At 68.6% G+C, this 12,960-nt stretch carries 12 protein-coding genes; 7 read left to right on the top strand and 5 right to left on the bottom strand.

What is annotated here, in order from left to right; all coding sequences use genetic code 11:
- Positions 1 to 27 precede the first annotated feature (27 nt).
- From pheA to C2U58_RS04750, 3 genes are all read right to left on the bottom strand, one after another.
- The gene (gene pheA, locus C2U58_RS04760) at positions 28 to 1,188 is read right to left on the bottom strand and encodes a prephenate dehydratase (protein ID WP_102944768.1); all 1,161 of its coding nucleotides are present in this window, start codon (positions 1,186 to 1,188) and stop codon (positions 28 to 30) included.
- 51 nt (positions 1,189 to 1,239) lie between these two features.
- Positions 1,240 to 2,325, bottom strand: coding sequence for a 3-phosphoserine/phosphohydroxythreonine transaminase (gene serC / locus C2U58_RS04755; RefSeq protein ID WP_102944767.1), 1,086 nt, complete (start codon positions 2,323 to 2,325; stop codon positions 1,240 to 1,242).
- A 97-nt stretch (positions 2,326 to 2,422) separates the two neighbouring features.
- Entirely contained in the window at positions 2,423 to 3,223 is an 801-nt protein-coding gene (locus C2U58_RS04750) for an FHA domain-containing protein (protein ID WP_102944766.1), read from the bottom strand.
- Between the two features lie 90 nt (positions 3,224 to 3,313).
- On the opposite strand from C2U58_RS04750, the gene C2U58_RS04745 reads away from it, so the two are divergent.
- The 3 genes from C2U58_RS04745 to C2U58_RS04735 all read left to right on the top strand — a co-directional run bounded on the left by C2U58_RS04745 (position 3,314) and on the right by C2U58_RS04735 (position 5,484).
- The gene (locus tag C2U58_RS04745) at positions 3,314 to 3,589 is read left to right on the top strand and encodes a polyhydroxyalkanoic acid system family protein (protein WP_102944765.1); all 276 of its coding nucleotides are present in this window, start codon (positions 3,314 to 3,316) and stop codon (positions 3,587 to 3,589) included.
- A gap of 87 nt (positions 3,590 to 3,676) precedes the next feature.
- Positions 3,677 to 4,168 (top strand): phasin family protein, encoded by a 492-nt coding sequence (locus tag C2U58_RS04740; RefSeq protein ID WP_102944764.1) that lies wholly within the window; start codon positions 3,677 to 3,679, stop codon positions 4,166 to 4,168.
- Positions 4,169 to 4,425: 257 nt separating this feature from the next.
- Complete coding sequence (locus C2U58_RS04735) at positions 4,426 to 5,484, top strand: restriction endonuclease (RefSeq protein WP_102944763.1); 1,059 nt, start codon at positions 4,426 to 4,428, stop codon at positions 5,482 to 5,484.
- A 3-nt stretch (positions 5,485 to 5,487) separates the two neighbouring features.
- Here C2U58_RS04735 and hutC read toward each other — a convergent pair whose 3' ends face one another.
- A complete protein-coding gene (gene hutC, locus C2U58_RS04730; protein ID WP_102944762.1) occupies positions 5,488 to 6,216 on the bottom strand; it encodes a histidine utilization repressor in 729 nt (242 codons plus the stop codon).
- 21 nt (positions 6,217 to 6,237) lie between these two features.
- Entirely contained in the window at positions 6,238 to 7,620 is a 1,383-nt protein-coding gene (locus tag C2U58_RS04725) for a formimidoylglutamate deiminase (protein ID WP_102944761.1), read from the bottom strand.
- Between the two features lie 63 nt (positions 7,621 to 7,683).
- On the opposite strand from C2U58_RS04725, the gene hutI reads away from it, so the two are divergent.
- Genes hutI through hutU form a run of 4 tightly spaced genes read left to right on the top strand, consistent with a single transcriptional unit; the run spans position 7,684 to position 12,954 of the window.
- The gene (gene hutI / locus C2U58_RS04720; RefSeq protein ID WP_102944760.1) at positions 7,684 to 8,883 is read left to right on the top strand and encodes an imidazolonepropionase; all 1,200 of its coding nucleotides are present in this window, start codon (positions 7,684 to 7,686) and stop codon (positions 8,881 to 8,883) included.
- Between the two features lie 23 nt (positions 8,884 to 8,906).
- Complete coding sequence (gene hutH, locus C2U58_RS04715; protein WP_102944759.1) at positions 8,907 to 10,448, top strand: histidine ammonia-lyase; 1,542 nt, start codon at positions 8,907 to 8,909, stop codon at positions 10,446 to 10,448.
- On the top strand, positions 10,445 to 11,293 hold the full coding sequence (hutG, locus tag C2U58_RS04710) for an N-formylglutamate deformylase (protein WP_102944758.1): 849 nt from the start codon (positions 10,445 to 10,447) through the stop codon (positions 11,291 to 11,293). Before hutH ends, hutG begins: the two co-directional genes overlap by 4 nt.
- Entirely contained in the window at positions 11,290 to 12,954 is a 1,665-nt protein-coding gene (hutU, locus tag C2U58_RS04705; RefSeq protein WP_102944757.1) for a urocanate hydratase, read from the top strand. The genes hutG and hutU overlap by 4 nt, the downstream gene beginning before the upstream one ends.
- Positions 12,955 to 12,960: the final 6 nt, after the last annotated feature.

Raw genomic sequence — 12,960 nt, 5'->3', positions numbered from 1 at the left:
TCCTGTAAAAGCGGAAGAACAGTGGGATCAGGGCACGGCGACCGGGTAGGAACCCAGCACCTTGATCTGTGCCGAGTGCGCCTTGAGCTCGGCCAGCGCGGCCTGCATCGCTTCGTCGTCGATGTGGCCGGCCAGGTCGATGAAGAAGCCGTATTCCCACTTGGCGTTATGCGAGGGCCGCGATTCGATGCGGTTCATGCTGATGCCGTGGCGCGCGAACGGGCTGAGCACGTCGAACAGGGCGCCGGGCTTGTCGTGGATGAAGACGAGCACCGAGGTACGGTCGTGTCCGGAGGTCGGGAAGAACTGGCGGCCGATCACCAGGAAGCGGGTGGTGTTGTCGGCGTCGTTCTGGATCGGCTTGGTGACCACCTTCTTCAGGCCGTACACGTGCCCTGCACTCTCGCCGCCAATGGCGGCCGCGTCGTCGGCATTGCGCGCACGGCGCGCGCCTTCGGCGTTGCTGGAGACCGGGACCTTCTCCGCCTTGGGCAGGTTGGCGCGCAGCCACGAGGAGGTCTGCATGAACGACTGCGGGTGGCCGTACACGCGCTCGACATCTTCAAGCCGGCCGCTGCGCGACATCAGGTACTGCTGCACGCGCAGTTCGACTTCGCCGCAGATCTTCAGGTTGGAGGTGAGGAACATGTCCAGGGTGATCTGGATGGTGCCCTGCCCCGAGTTTTCCACCGGCACCACGCCGAAATCGGCGTTGCCGGCTTCCACTTCCTGGAACACCTCTTCGATGCTGGCCAGCGGCAGGCCCAGCGCCGAGCGGCCGAAGTGCTTGAGCACGGCCTGCTGGCTGAAGGTGCCTTCCGGGCCGAGGTAGCCGATCTTCAGCGGCTCCTGCTGGGCCAGGCAGGCCGACATGATTTCGCGGAACACATGCACCAGCACTTCGTCGCTGAGCGGGCCTTCGTTGCGGTCGACCACCATGCGCAGCACCTGCGCCTCGCGCTCGGGGCGGTAGTAGTCGACGGCGGCAGCCAGCTTGCCCTTGGCCTTGCCGACCTGGTGGGCGAACTGCGCGCGCTCGGCGATCAGCGCCTGGATGCTGCGGTCGATGTGGTCGATCTTGGCGCGCACGTCGGAGAGCACCGGGGCGGCGACGGCGGGAACGGCGTCGGCCTGTTTGCTCTTCGGCTTGGCGGCGGGTGCCTTGGGCTTGGCGGGTTTGGTGGCCATCAGGGGTTCCAGTTGCAGTGGGGCGGCAGGCGCCCCGGTAAGTCGAAAGCGTCAGCCGTTGCGCTGTTGGAAATCGCGCATGAAGGCGGCCAGCGCCTGCGCGCCTTCCACCGGCAGCGCGTTGTACAGCGAGGCACGGATGCCGCCGACCGCCTTGTGACCCTTCAGCGCCAGCAGGCCGGCTGCCTTGGATTCACTGACGAAACGCGCGGTGAGGGTTTCGTCGGGCAGGAAGAACGGGATGTTCATGCGCGACCGCGTGGCCGGCACCACTTCGTTGCGATAGAAACCGCCGGAGGCATCGATGGCGCCGTACACCAGTGCGGATTTGGCGGCGTTGCGGCGGGCGAACTCTTCCACGCCGCCTTCGGCCAGCATCCACTTGAAGACCAGGCCGGCCAGGTACCAGTTCCAGGTCGGCGGGGTGTTGAGCATGGAGTCGCGGTCGACGTGCGAGCGGTAGTCGAAGATGTCCGCGCGCGGCTGGCCGCTGCGTTCGAGCAGGTCGCGGCGCACGATCACCACCGAGACGCCGACCGGGCCGAGGTTCTTCTGCGCGCCGGCGTAGATCAGGCCATAGCGCGAGACGTCCAGCGGCTCGCTGGCGATGGAGGAACTGAAATCGGCGAACAGGGGCACGTTGCCCACGTCCGGGGTGTCACGGAACTCGACGCCGTGGATGGTTTCATTGGCGGTGATGTGCACGTAGGCGGCATCGTGGGACAACTGCCATTGGTCGCGCGGCGGGATGTCGTGGAAGCCGTTGGCCTCGCTGCTGGCGGCCACGTTGACCCGCACGTAGGGGCTGACCTGCTTGATCGCGGTCTTGCCCCAGTGCCCGGTGAGCACGTAGTCCACGGTCTGGCCGGGGTTGGCGAAGTTCAGGGCCAGCAGCGCCTGCTGGGTGGTGGCGCCACCGGCCAGGAACAGCACGGCGTAGTCGTCGGGAATGCCGATCAGGCGGCGCAGGTCGGCGTCGGCCTCGGCGGCCACGGCCATGAACTCCGGGCCGCGGTGGCTCATTTCCACAATGGAGGCGCCAGCGCCGTTCCATTCCAACATTTCCGCCTGCGCCTGGCGCAGGACCGATTCCGGCAGGGTTGCAGGGCCGGCACTGAAATTGAACGCGCGCGTCATGTCACACCTATGGGGCAAGACCCCTAGTATGCCGCAGCGCACCAGCCTTTAGGCCTTGCTGCACAAGGCGAAATTGGTTGCTTTTGAATCTATCGGCTCAGCGCGCGCCGAACCACAGCAGCAGGCTGAGCAGGCCGGCCAGCAGCAATGCGCTGCCGAGCAGCCAGGGCCAGCGGCTGACCCGCGCCGGCTTGGCCGGGGCTTCAACCGCGCTGGGCAGGTCGAGCAGTTCGTCTTCCTCCACGCTGGCCACGCGCTTGCGTCCGTCGTGTGGCACTTCCAGCACGAACCGATGCTGCGCGTCGAAGACCAGCTGGTCGCCGGGCTGCAGCCAGCAGTGGCGCACGCTGACGCCATTGACCCGGGTGGATTCGCCGGCGCCCAGGTCGCGCAGCAGCAGGCGGTCCCCGTGCCGTTCGATCCGTGCGTGCTGTTCAGCGAAGGCCGGATCGTCGATGACGATGTCCGATTCGAGCCCACGCCCGATCACGCGCGGACGGTCCAGGGTGAAGCTGCGGCCGTGGTGCTGGCCGCCGACCCCACGCAGCAGGCGCTGGTCGTCGCCGCCGTCATCGCTGCGCGACGGGGCGTGGTTGAGCACTTCGCATTCGCCCTGCACCACCATTTCCACGCCGTCGGCGTAGACCGCGTCGCCGGGGCGCAGCAGCGCCATCCGCCGCACCGGCCGGCCGTTGACGTGGATGCCGCGCATGCCCGACGCCACCTGCAGCCACAGGCCGCGGTCGTCCAGGCAGAACTGGGCGAGCAGCAGGGTGCCGGCGGCGTCACCGCCGAGGCGTACCCCACCCGAGGCGTGGCGCACGATGCGCTGCACCCCCGGCTTCAAGGGCTGGTCGGGGTGTTGGCGATGGGTGAAGTGAACAAGCAGGTTCTGCACGCGGCGCAGCCTAGCAGGTTGGATGTCAGGGAGGATAGAAGTGTGCACAATGCACGCCCGTTTGCCGCAACCGCCTGCCAGGAGCCCGCCATGTCCAAGATCGATATCACCCACGCCCACGCCCTGCCCGCCGAGGCAGTCCGCACGGCCGTGGAGGGCATGGTGGCCAAGCTCACCGAGAAGTACGGCGTGACCGCCAGCTGGGCCGGCGATGCGCTGAAGTTCAACGGCTCCGGCGTCGAGGGCCTGATCGAACTGCTGCCGGGCAACGTGCACGTCGTGGCCGAGCTGGGGTTCCCGGTGTCGATGATGAAAGGCATGGTGGAAGACCAGATCCGGAATGCACTGCGCGAAAAGCTGGGCTGAACCGCAGGCGCGGCCCGGCCGCGCCATCACGCCGCGCAATCGAAGCGCTGGGTAGGATCCGGGGGTGGCCACTCACAGGATCGCCCCATGAACGCACACGACGACTACGATGACCGCACCGGCGAGAAGCCCTCGCTGCAGGACCAGGCCGAGCGCTTTTCGCGCAAGCTGACCGATTCGGCACAGCAGATCTGGCTGGCCGGGCTGGGCGCGTTTGGACGCGCACAGGCCGAGGGCAGCCGGGTGTTCGACAACCTGGTCCGCGAAGGCGAGACCATCGACGCACGCAACCGCGAGCAGGCCGGGGACGCCCCGCGCTGGCGCGACAACGTCGAGGAACACCTGGGCGAAGCCCGCGAGAAGGCGGCCGGCACCTGGGACAAGGTCGAGAAGGCCTTCGACGACCGGGTCCAGGGCGTGCTCAAGCGCCTGAACATCCCCACCGCCGAGGACGTGGCTGCGCTCAATGCCCGGATCGACGCCCTGACCACCCGCCTCAACCGGGCCGAAGCGAGAAATGCGTCGCCCAATGCGGACCCGCTGCCGGGCACGCATCAGTCCCCGGGATCGGACGCCTGACACCCGATTGTTGCAAAGCAGCACGCCTTTGTTGACAATCGAACCCGACCCGCCAGTGCTTCCGCGCCGTTTGTTCCCTCCCCTCACGGCATAAGGACTGGCGGGTTTTTCGTGCCTGCCTGGGTCCGGCCGGAAATGAGACTTCCGTCATCGGGGTCTGAGACCGCTGCCTCTTTTTGGCGAAAACGACATCCCACAGACAGGTACGGGCGCATATAGACTGTCCGCCTGTACTCCCGTGTTCATCTCTAGGCCCCATGTTCTCCTGGATTCTGGCTCTCCTGCTGGCTGTCGTCGTCTGGTCCCTTGCTGCGGCTTATTTCTGGCTGGTGAAACGCCGCCGGAAGGAGACCAAGCTGGGGCTCAACGCGTTGGCCGGCATGCACTGGCGCGATTTCTCGGAGATCGTCCGGCGCGCCCTGCACGAGCAGCGCGGGCTGCAGGACATCACCGGCGAGCCCGACCACAGTCTGGAACCGAGCAGCGATTTCCTGATGCAGGATGAAAAGCACCAGCGTTACCTGGTGTCCTGCAAGCACGGCCGGGCCTACCGGATCGGCACGGCGGCGGTGAACGAGCTGGGGGCGGCGGCGCGCCTGGCCGGTGCCCGCGGCGGGATCCTGATCACCGAGGGCCGCATCGAGCGCGACGGCCGCGCCACCGCCGACAAGCAGAGCGTGGAGGTGCTGGACGGCACCCTGCTGTGGCCGATGCTGCAGCCTTATCTGCCCGGCGACGTGGAAAGCCGGGTCAAGAACGAGGCGCGGCGCGAAGCGGTGCGGCGGATTTCGATCGCCGCGCTGGGCTCGCTGACGCTGGGGCTGATCGTGGGCATGGGGTATCTGACCTCGCGGTTGGACCAGGGGGAGACGCAGGTGCAGACCGCTATGGCGCCTGCCGCTACCACTACGCCGGCACCTGCACCTGCGCCGATCAAGCCGGACGCGGCGACGCCGGTGGCCGCAGAAGGCGCGCCGTCCCAGCCGCCGGCTGAAAAGCCTGCGCCGGCGCCGGTCGCCCCGGGCAACGACCCGAACAGCATCCTCGGCACCGTGGCCGATCCGGACTCGGAGACGCTGGCGCGTTATCAACGCGAGCTGTCCGCGCTGGTGGGCCAGCAGACCGGCGTGCTCAACGCCTTCTGGCAGACCCGCCAGACGCTGGCGGTGAACCGCTCGGCCGAAATCGACGCGATCTGGCCGCAGATCTGCCACCAGGTGAAGCGTTATCCCGCGCTTCGCACGGTGCGCATCCAATTGAACCCGCGCCTGGGCACCGACGAACCGGTGCGCTGGCGCCAGTGCGCTACGTCGTAACCGTCACCGCGCGCCGGGCGCGAACTTCGCTACCAGGTCCCAGGCGTCGCCCAGGAACATCTGGCGCACGCAGGTGATCGGCTGTTCGCCGCGCCAGGTGAGGCGGTCGATGACCAGGCAGGCGGTGCCGGGCTTGACCTCCAGCAACGCAGCGGCGGCTGCATCGGCACCCCAGGCGCTGATCCGATGCTGGGCACGGGTCCAGGACACGTTCTGCAGCAGCCAGCTGCCCGGCGCGGTGGTGGTGAAATCCACCTCCAGCACTTCGGGCACGCCCACGGGGCTGATCAGCCGGTGCTCCAGCGCCAGCGGCCGGCCGTCGGCACGGTGCAGGCAGCGGATCGCGAGCAGCTTCTGCTCGCCCGACAGCGCCACCTCCTCACTGGCCGCCGGGTTCGGCGCGCGGTAGGCGCGCTCCAGCAACTGGTAGCCGTACGCATGGCCACGCGCGCCGACCGCCATCGCGATGTCGGGGATTTCGAGCGCCACCTGTTCCAGGTGCGGCGGCTGCCGGGCCACGAAGGAACCGGCGCGACGGCGACGCTCGATCATGCCGCTCTCGGCCAGTGCGGTGAGCACCTTGTTGACCGTCATCCGCGAGCAGCCGTACCGCTCCATCAGCTCGTGCTCGTACGGAATGCGGAAGCCCGGCGCCCATTCCCCGCTGAGGATGCGGCTTTCCAGATCGGCACGGATACGCTGGTTGAGGGTCTCGGCTTTTTTGCCCGTCACTCGGAAGTCCTGGAATGCATGTCAGTTCGTGGCGTTCAATACACCACGCAGGGCCTGGGCAAATCGCGCGGCCACGGCGTCGCGCTGCAGGTGGCGGCCGTGGCGGACCAGCTCGCGCCCCCCGCGCCAGACCGATCGAACGGCGCCATTACGGGCGGCGAACACCCAGCTGTCAAGCAAGGCGTCGCCGTCGCGCGCGATCATGGCCGGGTGCTGCGGGTCCAGTTCGACCACGTCGGCCGGCGCGCCCGCCTGCAGGCCGCAGCCCACGCCCAGCGCCTGCGCGGCGCCGTGCAGCGACTGTTCGAACAGCCAGCGCCCGCTGGACACGCCTTCCTGCGGGGCCAGCACATTGCGCCCGCGCAGCTGCAGGCGCTGCCCGTATTCGAGCAGGCGCAGCTCTTCGGCCGCGTCGATCAGCACATTGGAATCCGAGCCCACGCCGAAGCGGCCACCGCCGCGCGCGAACGCCTGCATCGGGAACAGGCCGTCGCCCAGGTTGGCTTCGGTGATCGGGCACAGGCCCACCACCGCGCGGCTGGCCAGCATGTGCTGCACTTCGTCGTCGTCCACATGGGTGGCGTGCACCAGGCACCAGCGTTCGTCGACGGCGACGTGCTCGTACAGCCAGCGCACCGGGCGCAGCCCGCTCCAGGCCACGCAGGCGTCGACCTCGCGGGTCTGCTCGGCGATGTGGATGTGTACCGGGCCGCTGTTGAGCGGCAGCAGCGCGGCCAGCTCCTCGCCGGTGACCGCGCGCAGACTGTGCGGGGCGATGCCCAGCACCGCGTCGTCCTGGCCACGCAGGGCCTGGCGACAACCGTCCAACAGCTGGGCGAAGCCGTCCACGTCGTGCAGCAGGCGACGCTGTGCCGGATTCGGCGGTGCACCGCCGAAATCGGCATGCGCGTAGAACACCGGCAGCAGGGTCAGGCCGATGCCACTGCCCTGCGCGGCGGCGGCAATGCGCGCGGCCATTTCGGCGCGGTCCGCATACGGGGTGCCGTCCGGCGCGTGGTGCAGGTAATGGAATTCGCCCACGCGGGTGAAGCCCGATTCGAGCATCTCCACGTAGGCCTGTTCGGCAATGGCCTGCACCGCCTCGGGCTGCAGATGGGCCAGGAAGCGGTACATCAGCTCGCGCCAGCTCCAGAAGCTGTCGCCGCTGCGCCCGCCGATCTCGGTCAGCCCGGCCATGCCGCGCTGGAAGGCGTGGCTGTGCAGGTTGCCCAGCCCTGGCAGCGCGATCGCCAGGGCGGTGTCGCCGGGCTGCGCGGCCACCTCGGACTCGACCGACTGCACGGTGCCGCCGGCGCAGACGATGCGCACATTGCGCGCCCAGCCCTGCGGCAACAGGGCGTGGTCGGCGTGGAACGCGAGGACTGGAGCGGGGTTGGCTGGCATCACTGGACATCCCGGAAGTGGCGCCTATATTGTATAGACATATAAGCCGCTGTGGTTGCTGCCATGCACTGTGACACCCTCTGGACCCACGCCCACCTCATCACCGTTGATGGCCCCGGCCTGGGCGTGATCCGCGACGGGGTGATCGCGGCCACCGACGGCCGCATCGTGCATGTGGGCCCGGCCGGTTCGGACGCGCACCTGCAGCCGGCACAGCGGGTGGACTGCGGCGGCCGCTGGATCAGCCCCGGGCTGGTCGACTGCCACACCCACCTGGTCTACGCCGGTAACCGCGCCAACGAATTCGAACAGCGCCTGCAGGGCGTGAGCTATGCCGACATCGCCCGCGCCGGCGGCGGCATCGTCAGCACCGTGCGCGCCACCCGTGACGCCAGTGAGGCCGAACTGCTTGCGGCAAGCCTGCCCCGGCTGGACGCGATGCTGGCCGAAGGCATCACCACCGTTGAAATCAAATCCGGTTACGGGCTGACGCTTGAGGATGAAACCAAGCAGCTGCGCGTGGCCGCCGAGTTGGCCCGCCAGCGCGCGGTGGAGATCGTGCCCACCTTCCTCGGCGCGCATGCGGTACCGCCCGGGCGCGAGGCGCAGAACTACATCGACGACGTCTGCAACGTGATGATTCCGGCGGTGGCGGCGCAGGGCCTGGCCGAAGCGGTGGACGTGTTCTGCGAGAACATCGCCTTCAGTGCCGCGCAGGCCGAACAGGTGTTCACGGCCGCGCGGGCGAACGGACTGGCGGTAAAGATCCATGCCGAACAGCTCAGCAACCAGCATGGCGCAGCGTTGGCGGCGCGGCATGGTGCGCTCTCGGCCGACCATATCGAACACCTCGACGACGACGGCATTGCTGCGATGCGTGCAGCCGGCACCGTGGCGGTGCTGCTGCCGGGCGCGTTCTATTTCACCCGCGACACCACCCTGCCCCCGATCACTGCCCTGCGCGCGGCCGGCGTGCCGCTGGCGTTGGCCACCGACAGCAACCCCGGCACTTCGCCGCTGACCAGCCCGCTGCTGGCGATGAACATGGCCGCCACCCTGTTCCGCATGACCGTGGACGAGTGCATCGCCGGCTTCACCCGTGAAGCGGCGCGTGCGCTCGGCCGACAGGCGCGCATCGGCCGGCTGGCCGTGGGCCTGGACTGCAACCTGGCCGTGTGGGACATCGAGGCGCCTGCCGACCTTGTCTACCGCATGGGCTTCAACCCCCTGCACGCGCGCGTGATGCGCGGCGTATCCGTCTGACCTTAGAGATGCCCGGAGATTCCATGAGCAAGACCCTGACCCTGCAGCCCGGCGCGGTGACGCTGGCGCACTGGCGCGCGATCTACGACGGCGCCCACGTGCGCCTGGACCCGGCTTCGGCCGAGGCGGTGCAGCGCAGTGCGCAGACCGTGGCCGACATCGTCGCCAAGGGCGAGCCGGTGTACGGCATCAACACCGGCTTCGGCAAGCTGGCCAGCGTGCGCATCGAGCGCGACGACCTGGAAACCCTGCAGCGCAATATCGTGCTTTCGCATGCGGCCGGCGTGGGTGAACCGATGCCGGCGCCGGTGGTGCGGCTGATGATGGCGTTGAAGCTGACCAGCCTGGCGCAGGGCGCGTCGGGCATTCGCCCGGCCACGCTGGCGCTGCTGGAAGCGTTCCTGCAGCACGACCTGGTGCCGGTGATCCCGTGCCAGGGCTCGGTCGGCGCTTCGGGCGACCTGGCGCCGCTGTCGCACCTTGCCAGCGTGATGATCGGCGTGGGCGAAGCTTTCGTCGGCGGCGAACGCATCCCGGCGGCCGACGCGTTGGCCCGCTGCGGGCTGGCGCCGCTGGTGCTGGGTGCGAAGGAAGGCCTGGCCCTGCTCAACGGCACCCAGTACTCCACGGCCTACGCGCTGGCAGGTCTGTTTGAAATCAGCACCGTGTTCCAGGCCGCGCTGGTCACCGGCGCGCTGTCGGTGGAAGCGGCCAAAGGCTCGGACACGCCGTTCGATCCGCGCATCCACAGCATCCGCGGCCAGCGTGGCCAGATCGCCACGGCCGCCGCGCTGCGCACGCTGATGCAGGGCTCGGCGATCCGCGAGTCGCACCGTGACAACGACGTGCGCGTGCAGGACCCGTACTGCCTGCGCTGCCAGCCGCAGGTCATGGGCGCGGCATTCGACGTGATGCGCCAGGCCGCGACCACGCTGGTGATCGAAGCCAACGGCGTGTCCGACAACCCGCTGGTATTCACCGACACCAACGAAGCGCTCAGCGGCGGCAACTTCCACGCCGAACCGGTGGCCTTCGCTGCTGACATGCTGGCGATGGCGGTGTGCGAGATCGGCTCGATCAGCGAACGCCGCACCGCGATGCTGGTGGACCCGGCGCTGTCCGGCCTTCCCGCGTTCCTGACCCCGAAGCCGGGCCTGAATTCCGGCTTCATGATTCCGCAGGTCACCGCCGCCGCGCTGGTCTCGGAAAACAAGCAGCGCGCCTACCCGGCCAGCGTGGATTCCATTCCCACCTCGGCCAACCAGGAAGACCACGTGTCGATGGCCGCGCACGGCGCGCGCCGCCTGCTGCAGATGGCCGAGAACGCGGCCAACGTGGTCGGCATTGAACTGCTCGCCGCCGCGCAGGGCTGCGACTTCCATACCGGGCTGCGCTCCAGCGACGCGCTGGAAGCAGTGCGCCAGCGCCTGCGCGCGCAGGTGCCGACCCTGCAGGACGACCGCTATTTCCATCCGGACATAGTCGCCGCGACGGAGCTGGTGCGCAGTGGCGCGCTGGCCGAAGGGCTGGCCGAGGTGCTGCCGCAGGTGGAGCCGCTGGCATGAACGCCCGCCCGGACTGGCTGCAGGTGCACGAAGGCGATGCACCGCTGATCGTCAGCTTCCCGCACACCGGCACCGAGCTGCCCGACGCGCTGGTCGGCGACTTCGTGTCGCCGTGGCTGGCCCGCCGCGACGCGGACTGGTGGGTGCATGAGCTGTACGACTTCGCCCAGCGCATCGGTGCGACCACGGTGCGCTCGGCGATCTCGCGCTCGGTGATCGACCTCAACCGCGACCCCAGCGGCGTCTCGCTGTATCCCGGCCAGAACACCACGGGTCTGTGCCCGCTGACCACGTTCGACAACCAGCCGCTGTACCACCCCGGTCGCGAGCCGGATGCGGCGGCCATCGCGCAGCGCCGCGATACCTGGTTCATGCCCTATCACGACGCACTGGCGGCGCAGATCGCTCGGCTGCGCGAGCGCCACGGTACCGTGGTGGTGTACGACGCGCATTCGATCCGCTCGCATATTCCCCACCTGTTCGACGGTGAGCTGCCGCAGTTCAACCTGGGCACGGCCGGACCGTCGGGCACGCCGGACACCTCGTGCGACAACGCGCTCAGCGACGTGGTCGAGAACATCTGCGGCTTCAGCGGTCTGTCGCACGTGCGCAATGGCCGCTTCAAGGGCGGCTGGATCACCCGCCACTACAGCGACATTCCCGGCGGCGTGCACAGCCTGCAGATGGAGCTGGCCTGCCGTGGCTACATGCACGAGCCGGAACTCGTGGACGTGCACAGCTGGCCCACCCCGCTCGACCCTGATCACGCTGCACCGCTGCGCCAGACCCTGCAGCAGGTGCTCAACGCCTGCCTTGAATTCGCGAACTCCCGGAGTGCTGCATGAGCCGTCACGATTCCACCCGCACCATCATCGCCCCCACCGGCACCACGCTCACCGCCAAGAGCTGGCTGACCGAAGCGCCGCTGCGCATGCTGATGAACAACCTGCACCCGGACGTGGCCGAGCGCCCGCAGGAACTGGTGGTGTACGGCGGCATCGGCCGCGCCGCGCGCGACTGGGAAAGCTACGACGCGATCGTGGAGACGCTGACCCGGCTGGAAGACGACCAGACCCTGCTGGTGCAGTCGGGCAAGCCGGTCGGGGTGTTCCGCACCCATGCCGACGCACCGCGCGTGCTGATCGCCAATTCCAACCTGGTGCCGCGCTGGGCCAACTGGGACCACTTCAACGAACTGGATAAGAAGGGTCTGGCGATGTACGGCCAGATGACCGCTGGCAGCTGGATCTACATCGGCGCGCAGGGCATCGTGCAGGGCACGTACGAAACCTTCGTGGAGATGGGCCGCCAGCACTACAACGGCAGCCTGGCCGGCAAGTGGCTGTTCACCGGTGGGCTGGGCGGCATGGGCGGCGCGCAACCGCTGGCCGCGGTGATGGCCGGCGCCTCGTGCCTGGCTGTGGAATGCCGCAAGAGCAGCATCGAGATGCGCCTGCGCACCGGGTACCTGGACACCTGGACCGACAACCTGGACGAGGCCCTGCGCCTGATCGAGGAATCGTGCACGGCCAAGAAGCCGCTGTCGGTCGGCCTGCTCGGCAACGTTGCCGACGTGCTGGACGAACTGCTGCTGCGCGGGGTCAAGCCGGACCTGCTGACCGACCAGACCTCCGCGCACGACCCGGTCAACGGCTACCTGCCGCAGGACTGGACCGTGGAAGAGTGGGACGAAAAGCGCGTGTCCGCGCCGAAGGAAGTGGAAAAGGCGGCGCGCGCCTCGATGGCCAACCACGTGCTGGCCATGCTCGGCTTCCATGCGCTCGGCGTGCCGACCGTGGACTACGGCAACAACCTGCGCCAGATGGCGCTGGAGGAAGGCGTGGCCAACGCGTTCGACTTTCCGGGCTTCGTGCCGGCCTACATCCGCCCGCTGTTCTGCCGCGGCATCGGCCCGTTCCGCTGGGCCGCGTTGAGCGGCGATCCGGAAGACATCGCCAAGACCGATGCCAAGGTCAAGGAACTGATTCCGGACAACCCGCACCTGCACCGCTGGCTGGACATGGCCGCCGAGAAGATCAAGTTCCAGGGCCTGCCGGCGCGCATCTGCTGGGTCGGCCTGGGCGACCGCGACCGGTTGGGCCTGGCGTTCAACGAGATGGTCGCCAACGGTGAGCTGAAGGCGCCGGTGGTGATCGGCCGCGATCATCTGGACAGCGGCAGCGTGGCTTCGCCCAACCGCGAAACCGAAGCGATGGCCGACGGTTCGGATGCGGTGTCGGACTGGCCGCTGCTCAACGCCCTGCTCAACACCGCCAGCGGCGCGACCTGGGTGTCGCTGCACCACGGCGGCGGCGTCGGCATGGGCTTCTCGCAGCACGCCGGCATGGTGATCGTGTGCGACGGCACCGAAGCGGCGGCCAAGCGCATCGCGCGCGTGCTGTGGAACGACCCGGCCACCGGCGTGATGCGGCATGCGGATGCGGGGTATGAGATCGCGATCGAGTGTGCGAAGGAAAAAGGGTTGGATTTGCCGGGCATTCTCTGACCCCGT

Source organism: Stenotrophomonas sp. VV52 (assembly GCF_002893095.1).
In the GTDB taxonomy this organism is placed as follows: domain Bacteria; phylum Pseudomonadota; class Gammaproteobacteria; order Xanthomonadales; family Xanthomonadaceae; genus Stenotrophomonas; species Stenotrophomonas aracearum.
Note: the sequence above shows the minus strand (reverse complement) of the source record. Positions and strands in the feature narration are given on the sequence as shown.

What these genes read in the sequence shown, in the direction of transcription:
- hutU (WP_102944757.1), top strand. Translation starts at nt 11,290, where the DNA reads ATGAGCCGTCACGATTCCACCCGCACCATCATCGCCCCCACCGGCACC.
- C2U58_RS04740 (WP_102944764.1), top strand. Translation starts at nt 3,677, where the DNA reads ATGAACGCACACGACGACTACGATGACCGCACCGGCGAGAAGCCCTCG.
- pheA (WP_102944768.1), bottom strand. Translation starts at nt 1,188, where the DNA reads ATGGCCACCAAACCCGCCAAGCCCAAGGCACCCGCCGCCAAGCCGAAG.
- C2U58_RS04725 (WP_102944761.1), bottom strand. Translation starts at nt 7,620, where the DNA reads ATGCCAGCCAACCCCGCTCCAGTCCTCGCGTTCCACGCCGACCACGCC.
- hutH (WP_102944759.1), top strand. Translation starts at nt 8,907, where the DNA reads ATGAGCAAGACCCTGACCCTGCAGCCCGGCGCGGTGACGCTGGCGCAC.
- hutG (WP_102944758.1), top strand. Translation starts at nt 10,445, where the DNA reads ATGAACGCCCGCCCGGACTGGCTGCAGGTGCACGAAGGCGATGCACCG.
- hutI (WP_102944760.1), top strand. Translation starts at nt 7,684, where the DNA reads ATGCACTGTGACACCCTCTGGACCCACGCCCACCTCATCACCGTTGAT.
- C2U58_RS04745 (WP_102944765.1), top strand. Translation starts at nt 3,314, where the DNA reads ATGTCCAAGATCGATATCACCCACGCCCACGCCCTGCCCGCCGAGGCA.
- serC (WP_102944767.1), bottom strand. Translation starts at nt 2,325, where the DNA reads ATGACGCGCGCGTTCAATTTCAGTGCCGGCCCTGCAACCCTGCCGGAA.
- C2U58_RS04735 (WP_102944763.1), top strand. Translation starts at nt 4,426, where the DNA reads ATGTTCTCCTGGATTCTGGCTCTCCTGCTGGCTGTCGTCGTCTGGTCC.